At 41.1% G+C, this 20,365-nt stretch carries 20 protein-coding genes; 7 read left to right on the top strand and 13 right to left on the bottom strand.

All coding sequences use genetic code 11. The features are described 5' to 3' along the window. From B3Y13_RS00380 to B3Y13_RS00370, 3 genes are all read right to left on the bottom strand, one after another. On the bottom strand, window positions 1-1,744 hold a 1,744-nt coding region (locus B3Y13_RS00380; protein WP_349681352.1), incomplete at its 3' end, for an alpha-amylase family glycosyl hydrolase. 142 nt (window positions 1,745-1,886) lie between these two features. After that, on the bottom strand, window positions 1,887-2,906 hold the full coding sequence (locus B3Y13_RS00375; protein WP_296668344.1) for a radical SAM protein: 1,020 nt from the start codon (window positions 2,904-2,906) through the stop codon (window positions 1,887-1,889). Window positions 2,907-2,911: 5 nt separating this feature from the next. Further along, window positions 2,912-3,319, bottom strand: a complete 408-nt coding sequence (locus tag B3Y13_RS00370) for a hypothetical protein (RefSeq protein ID WP_296668346.1) — start codon at window positions 3,317-3,319, stop codon at window positions 2,912-2,914. Between the two features lie 330 nt (window positions 3,320-3,649). Between B3Y13_RS00370 and B3Y13_RS00365 the strand changes: the two genes are divergently transcribed. The 3 genes from B3Y13_RS00365 to B3Y13_RS00355 all read left to right on the top strand — a co-directional run bounded on the left by B3Y13_RS00365 (window position 3,650) and on the right by B3Y13_RS00355 (window position 5,483). Continuing rightward, window positions 3,650-4,096: a PTS sugar transporter subunit IIA gene (locus tag B3Y13_RS00365; RefSeq protein ID WP_296023337.1), complete on the top strand. Its 447-nt coding sequence runs from the start codon at window positions 3,650-3,652 to the stop codon at window positions 4,094-4,096. A gap of 76 nt (window positions 4,097-4,172) precedes the next feature. Further along, entirely contained in the window at window positions 4,173-4,604 is a 432-nt protein-coding gene (locus B3Y13_RS00360) for a hypothetical protein (protein ID WP_296691907.1), read from the top strand. A gap of 132 nt (window positions 4,605-4,736) precedes the next feature. After that, window positions 4,737-5,483 carry a transglycosylase SLT domain-containing protein gene (locus B3Y13_RS00355; RefSeq protein ID WP_296023330.1) on the top strand — a complete coding sequence of 249 codons (747 nt, stop codon included), beginning with the start codon at window positions 4,737-4,739 and terminating at the stop codon, window positions 5,481-5,483. Window positions 5,484-5,617: 134 nt separating this feature from the next. On the opposite strand, the gene pflA is transcribed toward B3Y13_RS00355, so the two are convergent. Beyond that, complete coding sequence (gene pflA / locus B3Y13_RS00350; protein WP_296023326.1) at window positions 5,618-6,364, bottom strand: pyruvate formate-lyase-activating protein; 747 nt, start codon at window positions 6,362-6,364, stop codon at window positions 5,618-5,620. A gap of 474 nt (window positions 6,365-6,838) precedes the next feature. Between pflA and B3Y13_RS00345 the strand changes: the two genes are divergently transcribed. Next, window positions 6,839-7,201, top strand: a complete 363-nt coding sequence (locus tag B3Y13_RS00345) for a PEGA domain-containing protein (RefSeq protein WP_296691904.1) — start codon at window positions 6,839-6,841, stop codon at window positions 7,199-7,201. After that, entirely contained in the window at window positions 7,194-7,598 is a 405-nt protein-coding gene (locus B3Y13_RS00340; RefSeq protein ID WP_296691901.1) for a hypothetical protein, read from the top strand. The genes B3Y13_RS00345 and B3Y13_RS00340 overlap by 8 nt, the downstream gene beginning before the upstream one ends. A gap of 319 nt (window positions 7,599-7,917) precedes the next feature. Here the strand turns inward: B3Y13_RS00340 and pflB are convergent, their stop codons facing one another. From pflB to serC, 5 genes are all read right to left on the bottom strand, one after another. Then, window positions 7,918-10,281: a formate C-acetyltransferase gene (pflB, locus tag B3Y13_RS00335; protein ID WP_296691899.1), complete on the bottom strand. Its 2,364-nt coding sequence runs from the start codon at window positions 10,279-10,281 to the stop codon at window positions 7,918-7,920. A gap of 638 nt (window positions 10,282-10,919) precedes the next feature. Beyond that, complete coding sequence (locus B3Y13_RS00330) at window positions 10,920-12,176, bottom strand: pectate lyase family protein (protein ID WP_296667875.1); 1,257 nt, start codon at window positions 12,174-12,176, stop codon at window positions 10,920-10,922. A 398-nt stretch (window positions 12,177-12,574) separates the two neighbouring features. Continuing rightward, window positions 12,575-12,883 (bottom strand): thioredoxin, encoded by a 309-nt coding sequence (gene trxA / locus B3Y13_RS00325; protein WP_296023311.1) that lies wholly within the window; start codon window positions 12,881-12,883, stop codon window positions 12,575-12,577. 216 nt (window positions 12,884-13,099) lie between these two features. Next, window positions 13,100-14,281 carry a 3-phosphoglycerate dehydrogenase family protein gene (locus B3Y13_RS00320; protein WP_296691895.1) on the bottom strand — a complete coding sequence of 394 codons (1,182 nt, stop codon included), beginning with the start codon at window positions 14,279-14,281 and terminating at the stop codon, window positions 13,100-13,102. Window positions 14,282-14,380: 99 nt separating this feature from the next. Then, window positions 14,381-15,502: a 3-phosphoserine/phosphohydroxythreonine transaminase gene (serC, locus tag B3Y13_RS00315; RefSeq protein WP_296691893.1), complete on the bottom strand. Its 1,122-nt coding sequence runs from the start codon at window positions 15,500-15,502 to the stop codon at window positions 14,381-14,383. A gap of 352 nt (window positions 15,503-15,854) precedes the next feature. Between serC and sppA the strand changes: the two genes are divergently transcribed. Further along, entirely contained in the window at window positions 15,855-16,694 is an 840-nt protein-coding gene (gene sppA / locus B3Y13_RS00310) for a signal peptide peptidase SppA (RefSeq protein WP_296666630.1), read from the top strand. A 19-nt stretch (window positions 16,695-16,713) separates the two neighbouring features. Here sppA and B3Y13_RS00305 read toward each other — a convergent pair whose 3' ends face one another. Together B3Y13_RS00305 and B3Y13_RS00300 are read right to left on the bottom strand one after the other, a co-directional pair. Next, on the bottom strand, window positions 16,714-17,325 hold the full coding sequence (locus tag B3Y13_RS00305; protein WP_296666634.1) for a winged-helix domain-containing protein: 612 nt from the start codon (window positions 17,323-17,325) through the stop codon (window positions 16,714-16,716). An 18-nt stretch (window positions 17,326-17,343) separates the two neighbouring features. Continuing rightward, window positions 17,344-18,054, bottom strand: a complete 711-nt coding sequence (locus tag B3Y13_RS00300) for a rhomboid family intramembrane serine protease (RefSeq protein WP_296666637.1) — start codon at window positions 18,052-18,054, stop codon at window positions 17,344-17,346. Between the two features lie 80 nt (window positions 18,055-18,134). Between B3Y13_RS00300 and B3Y13_RS00295 the strand changes: the two genes are divergently transcribed. After that, entirely contained in the window at window positions 18,135-18,404 is a 270-nt protein-coding gene (locus B3Y13_RS00295; RefSeq protein WP_296023290.1) for an ACT domain-containing protein, read from the top strand. A 131-nt stretch (window positions 18,405-18,535) separates the two neighbouring features. Here the strand turns inward: B3Y13_RS00295 and B3Y13_RS00290 are convergent, their stop codons facing one another. Both B3Y13_RS00290 and B3Y13_RS00285 read right to left on the bottom strand, forming a co-directional pair. Then, window positions 18,536-19,399 (bottom strand): hypothetical protein, encoded by an 864-nt coding sequence (locus tag B3Y13_RS00290; RefSeq protein WP_296691890.1) that lies wholly within the window; start codon window positions 19,397-19,399, stop codon window positions 18,536-18,538. Window positions 19,400-19,401: 2 nt separating this feature from the next. After that, window positions 19,402-20,157: a class I SAM-dependent methyltransferase gene (locus B3Y13_RS00285; RefSeq protein WP_296023283.1), complete on the bottom strand. Its 756-nt coding sequence runs from the start codon at window positions 20,155-20,157 to the stop codon at window positions 19,402-19,404. Window positions 20,158-20,365 lie beyond the last annotated feature (208 nt).

Here is a 20,365-nt window from a genome sequence, read left to right as displayed (position 1 = left end):
CAACAACTTCGCGCCAAAATTCATTTGGAATTCTTTTTTCAAATTCTTCTGCCGAAAGCGCATATTCGCTTCTGGTTGCAATGTCGCCGCCTTTTCCTGGTTCTGGATACCAAAGCCGTTTTATGTGTTTTTTTGTTAAAACCATGGCCGCATCAAAACGTATAATTGGAAAGTTTCTTGCAACATGCAGAATTTCCTGCATTACTTCTTCGCGGGCCTGAGGATTTAAAAAATCAATCTGAGCTGTATCGTTCCACGGCATTCCTGTTCCGTCGTTTCCGTGGTAAATGTAGCGCGTATCGCCAGTCTGAGTATCGACGCGTTTAAAGACAACGGCACAGTCATTTTTTGAGTAATAATGGTCTTCCAGATAGATTGCAACCCTGCTGTCGTGGCTCAAGTTTACACCGTTAAAAGTGTACTGCGGAAAAGGATTGTCGCGCCTTTGAACGAACAAATCCGGTTTTTCAACCACCCATTTAGAATCCATTCCGGTGTGATTTGGAACCATGTCGCTTGCAAGTCGGATTCCGCGCTGCCAAAGCCTTGTACGCAGGTTTTTAAGCGCGTCCCAGCCGCCAAGATTAGAAGCAATTTCATAATCTTCGAGAGAATATGCGCTTGCCGCTGCTTCAGGATTTCCGCATAACTGTTTTATTCTCTTGCTTGCAGAAGAACGCTCCCAAAGACCGATTAACCAAAGTCCTGTAAAACCCCTGTCGCGCAGCAAATCTAGTTCTTCGTCAGGAATCTGATCCAGTCTCGAAATTTCCCTATTGTATTTTTTAGAAAGCTGAAAAAGCCATACAAGGACGGTTTTTGCCATTAAAACAACGCGAGGCATCCATTCTTTGTCGCTGCTAAACCTCTCATATTCTTTCATTAAATAGTCGTAGTTTGGAGGACTCATGTCCGGGCTTCCTCCGTTTGTCGGACGCCATTCCGGTTTCCATTCTTCAGACAGAAGGTCGCTTCCTCCAAAAAGTCTCTTTATCCAGTAATCTTCACTTTCGCCTTCGCCCGGCAAAAAAAGATCAGACCAATGAATGCGGACATAATTCAACTGTTCTTGCAGATTGTCCGGAGCAAATTTTACAGGCTCTTTCAAAAACGAAATCAAATCGTGGCCGTAAGTTCCCCAAAAAGGCAATTGCTTAAAATAAGACTGAATAAGTTTCCATGATTCGCCATAAATTGACTTTTTTTCCAAATTAGAATCGTCAAAAAGCGGATAAAAAGGCTTAAAAGCAGGATTTTCGTTCGCCAGATGAAGCATAATCATCTCTTCGAGCGTCTGTTCCCGGTTTGTGCGCGTGCGATTTGTCTTTCGTTCAACCATTTCAGTGTTCAAAAAATCTTGAATTGAACATTCGCCCTTGTAAACTGCGACCGGTGGAAATTCCTCGCAAAAAGCCGTCAAAAGAGAATCGACTTTTTCTTTAGAAAATTTCGAATCAAGTTCACCTAAAGCTTCTTTAAATGCATCAGGATATTTTTGTCTTCTGTAAGTCCAGCATGCAAGATGAAAAACTTCGTCCAAAAGTCCCATTGCGTTCAGAGTTCCTGCGCTTACTTCTGTTTTTCCGTTCTTTTTTAAGTATTCGTTAAATTTTGCCTGAAAAGCCCGTACTGCTGGCAAATTCGCAAGAATAACGTTGCCGCTCGAAGAAAAAAGCCCTTCAGAAAAATTACAGGCGTTTCTGACCGTCCGCGAAATATGAAATTCATTGTAAGAAAAGGTCATTTTTTCCTCCGTTTTGCGCATTTATTTGAAAAATTTTTGCCGATTTTTTTTGCAAAGAAAGTAATTGCAAGACAATTCAAAAATCGACATTTTTCTCATTATAGCATACTAGAAGGCAAAAATGACATTTTGAGGTTATTTTTTATTCAATAAAACCGTTTTTCCAGTGCCAGACAGGTTTTGCCAGTTTATTTGAAAAAGGCTGTTGTTTTGTAAAGTCCGGAAGCCAGTCCGTATCAGTGCTCAAATCCTGATAAAAAAGCAAGTCAAAATCAAAAGCTTCTATCATATCGCGCAGATCCTGGTCTTCGGTTGTGTTTACAAGCCTGTTTTCGATTGACGAAAGCGCATTTTTCCGTTTTTTCAGTTCATCTTCGCTTCCTTCAAAGGGAACTGGAGTATACTGGTTCATGAGCGAAATTATCGCTTTTTTGTCTGCGTTTTCTTTGAGCCACGAAAGCACATCCACAGTTTCTTCAAAACGGCCTGGCAAGAAAAGGTGGCGTATTATTACGCCTTGAAGGAGTTTTTGTTTTGTTATTCTATTTTTTTTTACGCTGGCAAATTTAAGCGGATTGTGTTCAATCATCCACAAAAGGGCTTTTTTTGCAACTTCCGGATAATCTTCGGCCGAGCACAGTTTTTTAGAAAGTTCTGAGCTCAAGGTCTTAAAATCCGGCAAAAAAATCGTCACTAATCCGTCGAGCATTTCGAGCATTTCAACGCTGTCATAACCGGAACTGTTCCAGCATACAGGCAGTTTTAGTCCGCGTTTTTTAGCTTCTTCAATAAATTGCGCAAGTTTTGGAATGTGGTGGCTCGGCGTAACAAGATTTATGTTTTCCGCGCCGGCATTTTCAAGTTTAAGACAGATTTCTGCAAATTCCTCTTTAGAGACAGTTTTTCCCATTCCCTGCTGGCTTATCTGATAATTCTGGCAGAACGCACAGCGCAGGTTGCATCCAGTCAAAAAAATAGTTCCGCTTCCGGAATGAACAGTAACAGGAGGCTCTTCTCCAAAGTGCAGGCACGCCACCGAAACTTTCAGGTCAGCGTCTTCAAGACAAAATCCTGTTTTTCCGGCAAATCTATTTACACCGCATTTTCGCGGACATAGCCTGCATTCCGAATACAAATTTACAATTTCGTTATCGCTAATCATAAAAACTAAAGCGCGCCGTTATCAAGAATTATGCTCATAAAATTCTGCAGACTGTCCAAATCCAAATTTTCAGCTTCGTCATCGCAAAAATCCTTGAGAGTTTCCCAGTCGTCGCCAGTTAAAATTGAATAATCTTCGTCAGAATCTCCGTCCAAAAAGTTCTGAAAAACCGTAATCCTGTCGATATTTTCCTGCGAAGGTTCATTTTCGACGTCGGCCGAGGAAAAAATATACGAATTCAGCCAATAATCCGCAATCGACCTTGCCAAATCGCCTGCATTTCTGTTTGAAGAGGCAAAAAGACTTGAAATCTGCTCGCAAACTTTTCTGCCGTCGTATTTTCCGCCATTGTCAGCGCGCACGTGCTTTTTAATTCTCTGAATATCAGCCAAAAATTTAGAAGTATCCGACATATTAACATTCCTTTTTATAAATATAAATTAAATTTTTATTCGGGGCCATTTTTGCTTTGCAAAAAGCGGGCTTTTCGCGGCTCCGGCAATTCGCCTTCGACCAAAGGCAAGCCTTTGTTTTCGCTGCGCTCACCGCTTCAATCCCTTGTCTAAAAGACCCGAAAATTTAAAAACTTCATTTTTATTATAGAAAAACAATATTTAAACTTCAATAAAAACAAAAACGGTAGTATAATAAAACTAGAATCAGGAACTAACCAAAAGTATCTTTGGTTATTTTTTAAGAAAAAAATTCTTGACTTTGGTAACAAGGGAAGGTAAACTAAAATTATGGACTTAAGAACAGTATTAACACCTGAAACTGTAGAACTTCATCTGCAGGGCAAAACAAAAGAAGACATCATCGACGAGATGCTTGAAATTTTAGTTAAGGCGGGAAAAGTAACTGATAAAGCTGCTGCCCGCGAATGTGTACTTGACCGTGAACGTAAAATGTCTACTGGTATGAAGCACGGAATCGCTATTCCACACGGAAAAACAGACACTGTATCAGATTTAGTAGCATGTATCGGTATTTCTGATAATCCGGTTGATTTTGATTCTTTGGATCAGGAACCATGCCGTATCTTTATTATGACACTTTCGCCAGTAAATAAAACTGGTCCGCATCTTCAGTTCTTGGCAGAAGTAAGCCTTTTGTTCAAGAGTGCAGAAAAACGTCAGCAGATTCTTAATACACAGGACAAGGCTGAAGTAATAAAAATTCTTACCGAATAGTTTTTTGGCTAGAAATCGGGGAGGCTCTTGACCTTTTGGTCAGGGGCTTTTTTTATTTATACAAGCTGGAGAAAATATGAAATTTGAAAAAATTTTTGAATCAAAAAATCATAAACTCTATAAAACGACAGGAGAAGAAGTTCCTGTAACAGAAAAAATGATTTTTCCTGTAAAATGGAGCGACGTGGAAGGCGCAGAAGAAGAATATGATGAAAATTTTCTTGCTCAGCTGCGCGACCGCCTAAAAGCGCTCGAAGAAAAAAACGAATTTGTTTTTTTGGAGCCTGTTTACGACAAAAAAGCGACTCCAGGACAGTTTAACAACGCAATGAAGCATACAGCGCGCCGTGTAAAAGACTGCAAATCAGTTATTGGAATGGCTCTTGTAAGCGAAGTTGCCGATGACGCAGATGTTTTGAGCGATTTTTTAGAGAAAATTTCAGAAAAACATCCGCAGTATGTTTATTTTGCAAAAAAGCCCTGCACGGAAGACGTTGTGCTTTATTAGGTCAAAAACCTGCATAAAATCATAAAAATGTCGCATATAACGGAATTTTGTTGAAAATAATGCAGATTATTACAATTTATTCTAAAATCTCTAATTGAAATTAGTATTGAAATGTGCAACTATGAATCCATTATGAGTTCATATACTGCAAAATTGTTCAGGGAAGTTCTTCCTGTCAGCGTTTTGTTTTTAAGTGTGTGCTTGCTGATATATTTTTTACTTCCCTCTGGAGAAACAGAATCTGTTCTTGATTCTTATGCTGAATTGGCCAATGCAAAATATTCAGAAGAATTGGCGCTCGAAGTTGGATTAAAACCGGAATATTTTGAGTTTTCAAACGAAAATGACCGTGGCCTGGAGCTTTACAGACAGCCTGGCTCTCGCGCATCTGTTGAATGGTTTTATACTCAGGTGACAGGCAACCGTCTTGTTGCACTTGCAATCCTTGAAAATGCCGACAGAAACAATATTCCATTGAGCCTCGCATTTAGCCTTGCTTTTGTAGAGAGCCGCTTTAAGCCGGACGCAGTCAACAGAAATTCAAATGCGACTGTTGACAGAGGACTTTTCCAGTTAAACAGCGCGTCTTTTCCGCATTTGACTGAATCAGAATTTTTTAATCCTGAAGTAAGCGCAAAATACGGAATGATTCATTTGCGCTGGTGCATGGATCTGGCTGGAACAGGAAATGATGTGACTGCGCTTGCCATGTACAATGCCGGTACAACAAGGGTTCGTGCAAATAAGACACCTCAGCATACCCTAAACTACGTTGCAAAAATCAGCGCATATCGGGTAAAACTCGAAGGCCGTTTTAATTCAGACGTGGCTTCTTTTTTTAACGGTTCACAAAAGAACACAAGTCTTGCAAAAAAGTAACACTAAAATTATTTTCCCTGCTGCTTTTGTGGCAGGGATTGGAGTGGTGCCGAAGGCAAACAAACGCTTGCGTTTGGTCGCAGCCACGCAAAGCCCGGCGGGGCTTTGTAGCCCCGGCCACCCAAATTCTTATTTTATTCCTGCCATCGAGTATATTTATCACATTCCAAAATCTTTCTTGCGTTTTCGATCCGTTCTGCGGACGGCATTGGCGTATCTTCAAGGGCGTATTTGATTCCCATGTCGCGGTATTTTGAAATTGCAAGGTTGTGGTAAGGAAGAATTTCAACGCGGTAAACATTTGAAAGAGTACGGATAAAATCCCTTGTTTGAGTCAAATACTCATCGTTGTCCGTAATTCCTGGAACAAGCACGTGGCGAATCCAGATTGGCTTTTGAATTTCGTCGAGATAGGCAAACATTTCGCGGATGTTTTTTCCGGTTTTTCCTGTGAGCTTTACGTGCTCTTCCTCGTTTATGTGCTTGATGTCCATAAGAAGAATGTCTGTAACTTCCATCAATTTTTTGAATTTTTCAAACCATTCGCCTTCTTTTGTAAACGGTTCTCCAGCTGTGTCAATGCAAGTATTGACGCCTTCTTTTTTTGCAAGCGTAAAGAGCTCAATTAAAAAATCAATTTGCAGCAGCGGTTCTCCGCCGCTTACTGTAATTCCGCCTTTTTTCCCCCAGTACGAGCGGCAGGAAAGCGCTTCTTTTAAGACATCTGCAGGTTCCCAAAGCTTGCCTTCTTTCATAATCCAGGTGTCCGGATTGTGGCAGAATTTACAGCGCATATTGCATCCGGCAGTAAAAACTATAAAACGTGAGCCTGGACCGTCTACGCAGCCAAAACTCTCAAACTGATGAATGTATCCTTTCATATTGTACCTCGTAAAAATCTAATTCTTTCTATAATAATCTAACAAATTTTCGGCATTAAGAAAAATAATTTTTCAAAATTTTTCTTAATTTTAAGGAATAGAAAGCAGAATAAAAGCAGACATAGACGGAAGTTTTACAAAGCGGAATCAGAAGAAATACAAACTTCTCGAAAAAACTGAAGCTTCACAATTGCGTCGGGCTAAACGAGGGGCATTGCTTTGCAACGGCTTTGGCAATATCGTTTTTCTCTTGGCTACTTGACTTTTTTTCGGGGGGGGGTAGCATTTTTTAGCTTTAGCTTAAAAAGGAGCATGTAATAAGAACTTTGCCTAAAATAGCGTCAAAGTTTTTATTAACAAGTTTGCGTTGCAAGCTTTCTTATCAACTGCAATTTCTCGCTTCGTTGCGAAATTGCGTTAAAAAGTCAAATCGAAAATTGATATTTTCTCATTGGCTTTTTATGGGAGAAAAAGATGAATCTAAAAAAAATTGGAGCAAACGTTACGGCTGGAATTCTGCTGGTGATTTTTTGTGCGTCTTGCGTTACGCAGACAAGAGTTAATTTTTTGACAGATGTTGACGGCGCGGAAGTTTATGTTGACGGAGAAAAAATCGGAACAACTCCTGTCCAGAAAAAACTCAGCAACGCGGTTTGGGAAGATCCTGACATTTTGATAAAAAAAGAAGGCTACAAGGATTTGTATACTGGCTTGAACAAAGAGATTAAAGGNNCTCTTTGGTGGCCCTCATTGTTTTGGGTTTACGGTCCAAAGAAAAATCAGAGCTATATGCTTGTGCCTTCCGCAAACAGTGTTCAGGACAGCGTGAATGAATAAAATTCGGCTTTGCCGCGGCCGCAAGTCTTTCCGTCTTTTGTTTTTTTTAATTCTTTCTGTTTTTCTGATTTCCTGTGGAAAATTTTCTTCAATTTATGGAAAATGGGAAGACGAAGAGAGAATTCTTGAATTTGACAATTACGGAGATTGTTGCCTTGAATTCAAAAATTCGAGGCTTGTGAAAGGTTTTCGCGGAAAAACTTTAAGAAAGAAAAATGCCGTTGTCTTGTTTTTTGAGGAATTTGAAAATTCTGAAGGCGAGTGGCTTTACACTGACGGAACGGATTTGGAAAATTACAAGGAAGTTCTGCTACTTTCTTTTGAGAACGGAAAACTCGTTACGGAGATAAAGGCGACCGGCAAAAAAATTGTTTATTCGAAAGTTTCCTCAAATTGATAAGTTTTTGGATTTTTGATTCAGGTTTATTCAAGGCAATTCAAGCCTGGACGGAAGTTTTTTGCTTCTTTCCGGGCTTTTCTTATTTGTTGACTTTTATGTATTTTATATTGATTTTTGAGGCAGCAGATATAAAACAATATGTTCTGTCTGAATGTTCTGTCTGAAAGTATATCAAAACTATAAGAAGAAGGGGTTGCGCTTGGTTCTTTTGCCAATGCTAGTTATTTATGAATTTTGCGAAATTGAATAAAAATAAAAAAGCCGCTCCAGTTATAAAACTGGAGCGGCTTTTTTGTCGCTAATTCAACATTTTAGATTACAGAGAAGCGTGGCAAGTACGAGCGATAACATCGTCCTGCTGCTCTTTTGTAAGGTTGATGAAGCGAACTGCGTATCCAGAAACGCGAACTGTGAAGTTTGCATATTCTGGCTTCTCTGGATGAGCCTGACAGTCCTTGAGTTTTTCAACTCCGAATACGTTTACATTGAGGTGGTGTGAGCCAGCGTGTCCTGAATCTGGACCGCAATCAAAGTATCCGTCAAGAACGTTTACAAGGTTGTCGATTCTTTCTTCCTCGTTGTGTCCGAGCGCGCTTGGGTTGATTGTCTGTGTGTTAGAAATTCCGTCCAAAGCGTATTCGTATGGAAGCTTAGCAACTGAGTTCAAAGACTTAATCAAGCCTTTTGTCTCTGCGCCGTAGCTTGGGTTAGCTCCCGGTGAGAATGGCTCGTGTGCCTTGCGTCCATCTGGAAGAGCACCTGTAGCTTTTCCGTATACAACGTTTGAAGTGATTGTAAGGATTGATGTTGTTGGTTCTGCATTGCGGTATGTCGGGTGCTTTCTGATCATTGTCATGAAATCTTTGAGCAACTGAACAGCGATTGCGTCTGCGCGGTCATCGTCCTGACCGTAGCGTGGGAAGTCGCCCTCAACGATAAAGTCTTTTGCCAATCCCTTAACAACTTCTTTTACAGCGCCAGTCTTCTTGTCTTTGATTTCTACATCGCCGCGGACAACCTTAACTTTTGCATATTTGATAGCAGAAAGCGAGTCTACAACGTGTGAGAATCCTGCGATACCTGTAGCGAATGTTCTCTTGAGGTTTGTGTCTTCGAGAGCAAGCTCTTCAGCTTCGTAGTAGTATTTGTCGTGCATGTAGTGGATTGCGTTCAATGAGTTTACATAGATTCCAGCAAGCCATTCGAGCATCTGCTTGTATTTTGCAACAACTTCTTTGTAGTTAGAAGCGTCGAGAACATCAGCAGTGATTGGCTGATAAGCAGGTCCAACCTGAACACCTGGTGTAAGTCCATCAGGCTCGTCGCGTCCGCCGTTGATAGCGTAAAGAAGAGCTTTTGCGAGGTTAGCGCGCGCTCCGAAGAACTGCATTTCTTTACCTGTCTGAGTTGCAGATACACAACAGCAAATTGAGTAGTCATCGCCCCAAACTGGTCTCATTACATCGTCGTTCTCGTACTGGATTGAAGATGTGTCGATAGAAATCTTCGCAGCGTAGCGGCGGAAGTTCTCAGGCAGTCTCTTTGAGTAGAGAACTGTCATGTTTGGCTCTGGAGCCGGTCCCATGTTCTCGAGAGTATGGAGGAAGCGGAAGTCGTTCTTTGTAACCATTGAGCGTCCGTCCTGTCCGAGTCCGCCGACTTCGAGTGTTGCCCAAACTGGGTCGCCAGAGAAGAGGTTGTTGTAAGACTCAATGCGTGCAAAGCGAACCATGCGTGCCTTCATTACGAAGTGGTCAACAAGTTCCTGTGCCTGAGATTCTGTGATTAAGCCTGCTTCGAGGTCGCGGTTGATATAGATGTCGAGGAATGTTGAAACACGTCCGATAGACATTGCCGCGCCGTTCTGTGTCTTGATTGCTCCGAGGTAACCGAAGTACAGCCACTGAACAGCTTCTTTTGCTGTTGTAGCTGGCTTAGAAATATCAAAGCCGTAGAGAGCTGCCATTTCTTTAAGACCTTTGAGAGCCTTAATCTGATCAGCAACTTCTTCCTTGAGACGGATAACTTCCTCAGTCATTGTTCCGTCGCCAATGTTTGCCTTGTCAGCTTCCTTGCATTTGATGAGGTAGTCGATACCATAAAGAGCTACACGGCGGTAGTCTCCAACGATGCGTCCGCGTCCGTATGTGTCAGGCAAACCTGTCAAGATGTGTGAACGGCGAACCGCGCGGATTTCTGGTGTGTAAACCTGAAATACAGCGTCTGAGTGAGTTTTGTGATATTCAGTAAAAATTTTGTGGAGTTCTGGGTTTGGAGTGTAGCCGTACATTTCGCATGACTCTTCTGCCATTTTGATTCCACCGTAAGGCATGAATGCTCTTTTGAGAGGCTTGTCTGTCTGAAGACCAACAACCTGTTCAAGATCTTTCAATTCTGGATCAATATAGCCAGGTTTGTGAGCTGTAAGACCTGTAACGATGTCTGTGTCCATGTCGAGAACGCCAGTTCTTTCTTTTCCGTCAAGACCTACAGCTTTTTTGTTGTGTTCTGCCTTCTGAAGTTCCTGCAATTTTGCAAAGAGCTTGTTTGTACCTTCTGTAGGACCTGCGAGGAATTTTTCATCGCCGTCATAAGGTGTGTAGTTGTTCTGGATAAAGTCGCGAACGTTTACTTCTTCTTTCCAAAGGCGTCCTTTGAAACCGTTCCATGCTTCTGCCATAAAAGTTCTCCTTTCTTGAAAAAACGGAGCACGCATGCAAAAGAATTTGAAACAAGTTGAAGTAAACCTGCGTAATGACAGGAAAACTTTACAAAAATGGAAAAAAACGCGCAAAATCGGTCTTGAATTCAAGACTGGTCTGCTAAGCCTGCGGAAACTCCGTAAGTCGAATTTTCCTTTTTTTGATGTTTCAAAAACAGTTTTTACAGGGCTCGTATTTATTCAAGCAAATTTGTATATAATTCGCAATTTTTATAAAAAACTGCGACTGTTTCTGTTAGTTAAGACTATAGTGGATTTGACAAAAAAGTGCAACAGAATAAAATTACTTATTAGTAATTATTCCTAATAACTTTATGTTAAAACGCTATGAATAGTGTTTTTTTGTCTTTTTACAGGATACGAACGCTAAAAGCGCACGCCCTTGCCTTGCGGCAATGGATGCTTGCATACCTTGCGGTATGCTGCGAGTTTTGTTTTGCACAAAACTCGTCGATTGAATTGTGCGCTAAAAGCGCACGTCCTTGCCTTGCGGCAAGGATAGGAGGGGCGGCGGTTAGCCGTTCCGAAGGAATGAAGCGATAGCGGAACCCCGGATAGCCTGATTTTTGCAATGCAAAAAGCCGTCCGTATAAAATTTATCTTTCAAATTTCATTATGTTTCCGGCGCCTGCCTTTTTTACTGTCGCTTCGTTGAGAGAAGATGTTTCGTCCAGGCTGTAGTTGTAATTTATTGCAAATGGTTTTTCTGAAGTCAGGTGCGCCTCAAAATCGTTTGTCTTGTCTACTTTGTCGTAGGCGCAATTTGAGGCGTTGAGCTGAGGAATGTTTCCGCTTTGGTAGAATTTTGAGAATGTAGGGTCTGTTTTTTCGGACTTGTCGTAGTATTTTACGGCTGTCTGCGCGTGTTTTCCGAAAAAATTGTTTTCTACGACATACATTGAGCCGATTCCTGGTCCAAGGCTGCTTCCTTTGTTTTCGTTTGTGCCGATGTTGTCAAAATAATTGTTGTAGATGTGCGCGTTTACTCCGCGGCTTCTTGGCATGCGCTGAATTGAATTGTGGAAGTAGTTGTGATGAAGCGTTACTTCACATTCTTCCGGATTTGAAAACTTGTCGCCTGGACGAATCAGCATTACTTTGTCGTGGTTGAAAAATTCGCAGTAAGAAACGGTTATGCATTTTCCTTTTTTAATGTCCAGAAGTCCGTCGTGGTTGAAATTTCTTACAAGGTCTACGCATTTTCCGTCGCTGAAAGTACAGTGGTCAACCCAGACATTGTTTGCGTTTTCGATATTGAGCGAATCTATGCTTGCCTTTGAATTTTTGTCGACCTTTGTGTCGATTTCTGTTGAGCCGTGGGCGTCGTAAAATTCAATATTGCGGATTATTATGTTGTTTACGTTTTTAATCAAAAGACCACCGAACTTTAAGCGGGCGTTCTGTTTTCCGACGATTGCCGTGTCTGATGTAAGTTTGTAAATAAGGTCGGCGTGTTTTCTTTTTCCGTCGGCTTCAAATTCGTCAAAGTAGCTGTGGTCTGAATCAGAGACTTTTCCGTAGCTCAGGTCGATGTCGCCGTCGATTACGATGAGCTTTTTGCCTTCTTTTTGAATTGCCGCGCTAAAGGCGTCTGTTTTTTTGTCTGATTTTGGATAAGTTTTGTCGTCAATCAAAATGATTTTTGTGTTTGGAAAAGAAAAATCTCCGCAATCAAAAAATCCGTTTGTTTCAGGCTTTTCGCCTGGAATTGAATAAAGTGTCTGTCCTTTAAGGTTTTGTTTTTGTTCTTGAGCTGAATTGTTTTCGGTCTTGTTTGAAGCGCATCCTGAGAAAAATGCAAAAAAGGCCGAAATTCCTGCAATAAATACAAGTGGGTTGATAATTTTTTTCATAAAGCACCTCGTAAAATAAAAAAATACCCTAAATGTCGAATTTTGAAAAGAACAGTCATTTAAGTGTCATTCCCGTGCTGCGACCGGAATAACTGTTGTAAAGTTTCAATAGATTATCGGGTCAAGTCCGATAATGACAAGAAGTAGTTTCGATAATGACAAGGGAACAGTTCCGATAGTGACATAAAACTATAAAACTCGAAGTTTGGGAAAAAATACGTCTTTTTGTACGAATATTCTTATAAAAAAATCCTAGGTCAATGCAAATACTTTTTTTTACCTTGTTTGCATAAAAATCGATTTTTATGCAAATTTGTTTGATTTATAAATTGAGTTTTAACTGTGGCAATTTTTTTAGTTTTATTGCCATAGTTAAGCGAATGTTTTTTTACAGTGTTTTAGCCGAGCATTGAAACCAGTGTTTCTTTTGGAACAAGGCCGATTGAAGTTTTTTCTGGTTTTCCGTTTTTAAAGAGAATTACTGTCGGAATGCTTACGATTCCGTATTCGCGGGAAAGAGTTTCTTCTTCGTCAACATTTACTTTGCCGACTTTTATTTTTCCGCTGTATTCTTCTGCAATCTGCGCAATTGTCGGAGCAAGCATTTTGCACGGACCGCACCAGCTTGCCCAAAAGTCAACAAGAACAGGACTTTCTGATTTTAATACTTCGTCTTCGAAATTGCCTTTTGTGAGTGTGATTTCCATATCTTCCTCCAGTTTTCAATAAAATTAGATTGCTTTTGTTAATTTAAAAGTAAGCAAATTTCTGCAAAAAGGAAAGTATATTTTTTAGGTTTTTGTGCAGTTTAGAAATCTCGTAAGAAAAATTTAGCCAAGAATAGAATTGTGAAAGGATTTTTAACCGGAAAATTCCTGTTTATGCAAAGGAATTTTCCGGTTTGCGGCTAATCTACTTAAAAACTAAGCGTAAATCGGGCGCACGCTGATTACAGCCTCGCAGTCTCCGAGAGCCTTGAGAGTGTCGTCTCCGACTTTTCCGTCAACATCAATCATCGCGTAGGCAATGTCGCCGCGGCTCTGGTCAACGATTCCGGCAACGTTGAGTTTTGCGTCTCCCAGGATTGTCGTGAATTTCGCAATCATGCCAGGTACATTCTTGTGCGGAATGCAAAGCCGAGTTCCGCCGGCAGGAATTGCAGACTCGCTTGTAACGCGCGGAAAGTTCACAGAATTTACGATAATTCCAGTCTCGAGGAAGTCGCGAAGCTCTTTTACAGCCATAACCGCGCAGTTTTCCTCCGCCTCTGGAGTTGAAGCTCCCAAGTGAGGGAGGCAGACGATTTTGTCGTTGTTCAAGAAGCTTTCATCGGCAAAATCTGTAACGTGCGCGGCAACTTTTCCAGAATTCACAGCGGCAAGCAAGTCAGCGTTGTTCACAAGTCCGCCGCGCGCAAGGTTTATTATTCTGACTCCGTCTTTCATAATCTTCAAAGAAGAAGCGTTAATCATTCCTTTTGTCTCGTCAGTCTGAGGAACGTGGATTGTGATGTAGTCAGCCTTTGTGTAAATTCCGTCGAGAGTCTCAACGATTTTCACATTGTGGTCGAGCGAAAGAGCGGCCTTTACAGAAAGGAACGGATCGTAGCCAATAACATTCATTCCCAAAGCGATTGCAGTGTTTGCAACCTGCGCTCCGATTGCTCCAAGTCCGATTACGCCGAGAGTTTTTCCTTTAAGCTCTGGCCCGACAAATTTTGACTTGCCTTTTTCAGCCAAAGTCGCAATCTCGTCGCCTTTTCCTTTTAGCTCTGTGTTCACCCATTTGTTCGCGTTGATTACAGGGCGGCTTGAAAGAAGAATAGCGAGAATAACAAGCTCTTTTACAGCGTTTGCGTTTGCTCCAGGAGTGTTGAAAACCACAACGCCTTTCTCTGCAAGATCCTTGCAAGGAATATTGTTTGTTCCGGCTCCGGCGCGGGCAACAGCCTTTGTGTTTGCCGACAAAGCCATTTCGTGCATATCAGCCGAGCGGACGAGAATCGCGTCTGGATTTCCAAGCTCGGAAGCAACTTCGTAACTGTCGCGCGGAAAATTGTCAAGTCCGACTGCGCTGATTTTATTTAAAGTCTGAATTTTGAACATCTTATTTCTCCAAGATTTTGATTTTGTGGTTTAGCAAAGCCGAACCCGAAACTTTGCCGCCCGGATTCAACTTTGCTACGCAAAATCTTCAAGTTATTTTTACGCGTTCTCTTTCGCGAATTTCTTCATAAACTCAACAAGCGCTTTTACGCCGTCAAGCGACATCGCGTTGTAAATTGAAGCTCTCATTCCGCCAACCAAGCGGTGTCCTTTCAAGTTCACGAGACCTGCGGCTTTCGCCTCTTTCACAAACTTGTCGTTGATTTCCTTTTCTTTAGCAACGCTCGCCTCGTCTGTTGCGCCAGTCGAGTATTTTGTAAGGAACGGCACGTTCATAAGAGAGCGGCTGCCTTTTTCTGTTGTCGCATGATAGAAATCAGAATTGTCAAGAAAGTCGTAAAGATAATCAGCCTTTTCCTTGTTGCGCTTCAACATTCCTTCCGCGCCGCCGTTCTTTTCAATCCAATGGAGAACTTTTCCAAGAACATAGATTGTGTAGCAAGGCGGAGTGTTGAACATTGAATCGTTGTCAGCGTGTGTCTTGTAAGTGAGCATTGTCGGAGTGCCTGCAAGCGGAGTTTCCGTAATCAAATCCTCGCGGACAATCACGAGAGTAACGCCGGCTGGAGCAAGGTTTTTCTGCGCGCCTGCGAACAAAAGCCCGAATTTTGAGACATCGAGCGGCTCAGACAAAACGCATGAAGAAATATCGGCAACGAGCGGAATATCGCCTGTGTCAGGAAGATACTCGTAATGAGTTCCCATAATCGTGTTGTTCATGCAGATGTAAACGTAGTCGTAATCGCCTGAAACTTTTTCAACGCGCGGAATATAAGAATAATTTTTGTCTTTTGAAGACGCGATAATGTCAACTTCAACGCCGAGCTTTTTCGCCTCTGCCGCGGCTTTTTTTGCCCAAACGCCAGTCTCAATGTAAGCCGCTTTTTTGTGGTGAATTCCCAAGTTTTCTGCGACCATCGCAAACTGTGTCGAGCCTCCGCCCTGAACAAAAAGAACCTTGTAATTTTCAGGAACGTTCATCAGCTTTCGGACCATCGCCTCTGCGTCTGCAATAATCGGCTCGTAATCCTTTGAGCGGTGGCTCATTTCCATGACCGACTGGCCGCTTCCATTGTAATCGAGCATTTCTGCCGCGCACTCTTTCAAAACATCTTCCGGCAAGCAAGAAGGACCAGCACTAAAATTGTAAACTCTTGACATTCGTCTCCACCTCATCGTGATTTTTGATTCTTTTTTGGGCGTTTCTCTCGCTTTCGCTCGAGCCGGGCTATTCGGGGTTGCCATTGGCTTTCGCCAACGCTTTGCGCCCCTTCTATCCCTAACGCGGATTTTTTTGTGAAAATATTCACAAAAAATTGTACAAAAAGTTTAGGTAATTCTGCGGTTAAAGTCAACAAAAAGCGGAAAAAACACTGGCTTTATTGTGAAAAAAATCACAATAAGAAAAAAAATAAGAATTAGCGCCGAATTTTGGGTAGTAAACATTTTAAACTTTTTATATGCTGACTTTGTTATAAGATTGTGTTGCAAACTTTTTATGGGAGTGTAAAAAATGGCTGGAAAAACGGTCGCAAAACTTGTTATTGACGGTGTTATCGAAGAAAAAAACGAAACTTACAATCAAAAATGGATTCTTGAGCAGATAGAAGATATTTCGGAAGACAAGGCTAATGCTGGATTATTGCTTTTTATCGATTCTCCTGGAGGCGGAGTTTATGAATCTGACGAAGTTTTTGAAGCTGTTTTAAAATACAAGAGAGAAACTAAGCGTCCTGTCTATGCATATTTTGCTTCTCTTGCGGCAAGCGGCGGTTATTACATTGGCTGTTCTGCCGACAAAATTTTTGCAAACAGAAACACTTTGACTGGTTCAATTGGTGTAATTGCCGGACGTTTTGTTGATTTAACCGAACTTATGAAAAAACACGGAATAAAAAGCGAAACGGTTCATGCTGGACGAAACAAGGTTATGGGAAGTTTTACCGAACCTGTAACCGAAGAGCAGAAAAAAATCATGCAGTCGATTGCCGATGAGTGTTACTGTCAATTTACTCAGATTGTGAGCGAAAGCCGCAAGCTTGATATTGAAAAAGTTCGTGAACTTGCGGACGGACGCATTTATACGGCAAATCAGGCGAAAAATAACGGGCTTGTTGACGATGTAATGAACTTTGAAGAAGCAAAAAATTTGATTTACACGGAAGTTTTTGGCAATAAAGACTACAAAAAAGACTTGGAAGAATACAAATACAAGCCAAAGCCTTCTCTTGTTAAAAAATTTTTAAAGCAAACTTCTTTTAGCTTTGGAAAACTTGACTCTTTGACGGAAATTGCCTTAAAAAGCGCAAAACTTCCTTTTCCTGCGTTTTATTACGATTCGCAGCGATTTTAGCTTTGCAGTTTTTAGTTTTTTACAGAAGGTTTGCCAGAGATTTTTCTGGAGAGGCATTTTCTAGCCGAAAATTTTCTGGCACGGTAAGCACGGCATTTGTGTAGTTTACAATTCCTTTTATGCCGTAGCTTACGAGCCTGTCTGTCATTTTTTGAGCCATTGAGTCGTCAACTGTCAAAATTGCAAATTCGATTTTTTTCTGCCTGATTGTTTTTTCGAGATCGAGAGTTGGAAAAAGCGGAATTTTAGATTTTATAAGTTCTACGCGGTTTTGGTTTGAGTCGAAGCCGGCAACTAGAGCGAAATTTTCGTTTAAAAAGACGGAATTTTCAAGAAAAGCCTGTCCGAGATTTCCAAGTCCGACTATGCAGAAGTTGTGTTTTTCACCGCTGCTTTTTATAAGTCCAAGATTTTTGTCTATTTCGGTTTTTAAGGATTTTAATTCGTAGCCGTTGCTTTTTCCTGTGTGCAGTTCCAGAAGAGAGATGTCGCGTCTGATTGTTGCTTCGCCCCAGCCTGTAAGTTTAGCAATTTCTGCTGAAGTTATGTGTATTTTTTCTTTTGGCTGTTGAGAAAGCAGGTTTGAAAGTGTTAGAAGTCTTTTTTTTGACGGCAAAGGAAGTTCTTTCATATTTTATTTTTTTTGCTTTTAGAGTTGAACTGTTCCGATTACTGTTTCGTCGCTGTCTTTTTGGGCAGAATTTTTGTAAGAATTCTCAGAAGACTGTTGTTGCGGCTGTTTTTTTTGCTGAGTTTTTGTTTTGGAATCGGCAGTTTTTTGAGAGCGCGCTGTTTTTGGCGCAACTAAAAATCCAAAAAGCGAACCGCAAAGTCCGCCGGCAATGTGCGCGATTGTCGAAACATTGGAAGCCGACGGAGAAATAAATTCTTTTAGGACAAAAACTGCGATTAAGAAAATAAAACTCAGAGGCAGCTGATTTTTTTCGATTGTGCTTATCGAAGCGAGCAAAATAAGCATAAAAGCGATTCCGCTGGCTCCTAAAAGCGAAGACGGAATAAAGCATGCGTTAATCATTCCTGTTACAAAGGCTGTAACTGTCAGCATAAGCGCAATCATTGCAGAGCCATATTTTTCTTCCATAAGCGGTCCGATTAAAAGAATGAATGTTAGGTTTCCGAGGAGATGCGCCGCGTCAATATGGCCGAGAACGTGAGTAAAAAGCCTTACGTAGCTGAACGGATAGAGCCAGTCAAAATTTTTGTTGCCGGGAACTGTAAAAAGTAAAGAAATCAGTTTGTGTTTGAAGATAAAATAATCGGCAAGAAAGATAAATGAGCAAAAAATCGAAAATGTAAGGCTGACAGGTGCGTTGTAAGAAACGCGCAAATGTTTTTTCATATTTAGTTTGTCGGAATTTTAAGACGTTGGATTAAGTTTTTTTGATTGCCAAGAAACGCCGGTTTTTATAAAATGAAAATATGAATGCTATTATTACAGTTGTTGGAAGTGACAAAGTTGGAATTATTGCTGAAGTAAGCGCATTGCTGGCTCAGCACAAGATAAATATTGCGGATATTACACAGACAATTCTTTCTGGAAATTTTGTAATGATGATGATGGTGAGTCTTGAATCTGCTGATATTTCAATTGACGAGCTGCGCAATATTTTGAGCGAGACAAGCAAAAAAATGCACGTTGAAATCAACATCATGGCGGAAAAGGTTTTTTCGTCAATGAATAGAATTTAGGTTAAAAACAATTTTTGCGTTAGCGCTGGCAGCCCCGAAGTTGCGCGGCTTTTAGCCGCGCAATGAGCCACGGATGTGGCGAAGGGCGGACATAGCGACCCTAAGCGCAGCGCAGGGAAACGCCCTTTTTTTTAGAAATAGACACGGCAGCCTGCGCTTATTCCGTTCCAGGTTTTTGTTGGCTTTAAGTTTTCTGAATTTCCGACTTCGAGGAGTTTCCAGCCGGCAAAAAGTTCGTAGCGCTGAAGAAAAATTCCTGCCGAAAGAAGAGAATCCCGTAAATAGACATTTTCATCAAATTCTTGCCAGCAGAATTTCCACTGGAATCCGAGCGGTTTTAAAGGATAAAAGCGGAAATCCATTCCAAGCGCAAGTCCGTTGCTTTTTAAAACTTCACTTATGTTTCCGTACCATTTTGACCATTGGACAATTCCCGTAATTGTTATTAAATTTGACTGGAAAATTGAAAGATGGGCTCCAAGCCGAATGTTTCCGTAAGTTTCGTCAAGAAAATTGTCTTGTTCCGAGATTACAAGGTTTTCAAAATAAGGTCCAATAATCGGAAAAAAAAGTCCTTCAAAACAAAATTCGTTTCCTGTTCCTAAATCTGCCAGATAAAAAAATGAATCTGAGGCTGAATATCGGTTTGATTTTGTTTTTGCTTCTGGATTTGTTTCTGTTTCTGCCCATTTCATGTAGGTTAAATTTTCATATTTGTATGGAAATGATGTGTAGCGTACGGTGCAGGTGTTGTAATACCATAGAACTCCGGCAATTTCTGCTAAAAAAGTGATAAGCGAATTTTCTTCTGAATCTGGGCTAGAAGAGCTGACTGATTTTTCTTCTTCTTCCTGCGTTTCTGTTTCCGAGCGGGAAGATTCAACTGCCGAGCTGAATTCTCCAGAAAAAACAGGCTGCAGCTGAGATGTAAAAAATATTGAAATGAACAAAAGAGATATAAAATTGGTTTTGTAAAATTTAAAGAACTTTTTCATTTTTATTTTTTTGCCACAATTACCATTGTCCGGGCTTTTTCGTTATAAGGGCTAAAATCAAAATCTCCGTAAACTTCTACGGAACTAAAACCGATTCCTGTCAAGATCCGCTTTAACTCGATTCCAGAATATAATCTCTGCACAAACTCGTGTTCTATTCTTTGACCGGTTTCGTTGTCGATTAAAATCCATTTTGAGCGAAGTCCTTCCCATGCTCCTTCGACGTGGAATTCTGTCAAGACGGTTTTTCCGGCACGTTCAAACCATTCGCCTTCGGTAAAATACAGGATTGCAGTCTCGCGGCTCAAATTTTCCAGAATAAACCAGCCGCCGTCTTTTAAACTTGAATAAATATTCTGTAGAATTTTAACGTCTTCTTCGATTGTGTCGCAGTAACCGAACGATGTGAACAAATTTACTGCGCAATCAAATTTTTTACCGGACGAAAAACTGCGCAAATCTGCTTTTATAAGGCTGAGTTTTACGTTTTCGTCTTCGGCTGTTTCTTTTGCGGCGTCGAGCTCGCTTTGAATTATGTCAACTCCGGTTACGTCCATTCCGAGCAATGCCAGTTCAACGCTGATCCTTCCAGGCCCGCAGCCAGCGTCCAAAATTGCGCTTCCTTTTTTTAAGCCGGCGATTTTGCAGACTGATTCGGCGACTGCCGGAGCTTCTGCCCAACGGTTTGCATCGAACATAATCGGAGCGTAATTATTCCAGAAATTTTCGTTTTCAAACCACTGTTTTTTTTCTGACATTTTGTCCTCTCCTTATAAAAAGCTTGCAACGCAAACTGTTCAGAATTTTTATTTTTGCAAATTTCCTGTTAATTTTAGGAATTATATCATAAAATTTGAGGAGCTCATATTGCTTTTAAGCCTTGAAAGCGGATATAAAAAACATTTGTCCGAATTTCCTGCTTTCCGCAATTCCGCTGTCCGCTTCATCCGGCAAAGCCGGACGCTT

It is taken from the genome of Treponema sp. UBA7567, from assembly GCF_002476655.1.
GTDB lineage: Bacteria > Spirochaetota > Spirochaetia > Treponematales > Treponemataceae > Treponema_D.
Note: the sequence above shows the minus strand (reverse complement) of the source record. Positions and strands in the feature narration are given on the sequence as shown.

What these genes read in the sequence shown, in the direction of transcription:
- B3Y13_RS00375 (WP_296668344.1), bottom strand. Translation starts at nt 2,906, where the DNA reads ATGATTAGCGATAACGAAATTGTAAATTTGTATTCGGAATGCAGGCTA.
- B3Y13_RS00370 (WP_296668346.1), bottom strand. Translation starts at nt 3,319, where the DNA reads ATGTCGGATACTTCTAAATTTTTGGCTGATATTCAGAGAATTAAAAAG.
- B3Y13_RS00365 (WP_296023337.1), top strand. Translation starts at nt 3,650, where the DNA reads ATGGACTTAAGAACAGTATTAACACCTGAAACTGTAGAACTTCATCTG.
- B3Y13_RS00360 (WP_296691907.1), top strand. Translation starts at nt 4,173, where the DNA reads ATGAAATTTGAAAAAATTTTTGAATCAAAAAATCATAAACTCTATAAA.
- B3Y13_RS00355 (WP_296023330.1), top strand. Translation starts at nt 4,737, where the DNA reads ATGAGTTCATATACTGCAAAATTGTTCAGGGAAGTTCTTCCTGTCAGC.
- pflA (WP_296023326.1), bottom strand. Translation starts at nt 6,364, where the DNA reads ATGAAAGGATACATTCATCAGTTTGAGAGTTTTGGCTGCGTAGACGGT.
- B3Y13_RS00340 (WP_296691901.1), top strand. Translation starts at nt 7,194, where the DNA reads ATGAATAAAATTCGGCTTTGCCGCGGCCGCAAGTCTTTCCGTCTTTTG.
- pflB (WP_296691899.1), bottom strand. Translation starts at nt 10,281, where the DNA reads ATGGCAGAAGCATGGAACGGTTTCAAAGGACGCCTTTGGAAAGAAGAA.
- B3Y13_RS00330 (WP_296667875.1), bottom strand. Translation starts at nt 12,176, where the DNA reads ATGAAAAAAATTATCAACCCACTTGTATTTATTGCAGGAATTTCGGCC.
- trxA (WP_296023311.1), bottom strand. Translation starts at nt 12,883, where the DNA reads ATGGAAATCACACTCACAAAAGGCAATTTCGAAGACGAAGTATTAAAA.
- B3Y13_RS00320 (WP_296691895.1), bottom strand. Translation starts at nt 14,281, where the DNA reads ATGTTCAAAATTCAGACTTTAAATAAAATCAGCGCAGTCGGACTTGAC.
- serC (WP_296691893.1), bottom strand. Translation starts at nt 15,502, where the DNA reads ATGTCAAGAGTTTACAATTTTAGTGCTGGTCCTTCTTGCTTGCCGGAA.
- sppA (WP_296666630.1), top strand. Translation starts at nt 15,855, where the DNA reads ATGGCTGGAAAAACGGTCGCAAAACTTGTTATTGACGGTGTTATCGAA.
- B3Y13_RS00305 (WP_296666634.1), bottom strand. Translation starts at nt 17,325, where the DNA reads ATGAAAGAACTTCCTTTGCCGTCAAAAAAAAGACTTCTAACACTTTCA.
- B3Y13_RS00300 (WP_296666637.1), bottom strand. Translation starts at nt 18,054, where the DNA reads ATGAAAAAACATTTGCGCGTTTCTTACAACGCACCTGTCAGCCTTACA.
- B3Y13_RS00295 (WP_296023290.1), top strand. Translation starts at nt 18,135, where the DNA reads ATGAATGCTATTATTACAGTTGTTGGAAGTGACAAAGTTGGAATTATT.
- B3Y13_RS00290 (WP_296691890.1), bottom strand. Translation starts at nt 19,399, where the DNA reads ATGAAAAAGTTCTTTAAATTTTACAAAACCAATTTTATATCTCTTTTG.
- B3Y13_RS00285 (WP_296023283.1), bottom strand. Translation starts at nt 20,157, where the DNA reads ATGTCAGAAAAAAAACAGTGGTTTGAAAACGAAAATTTCTGGAATAAT.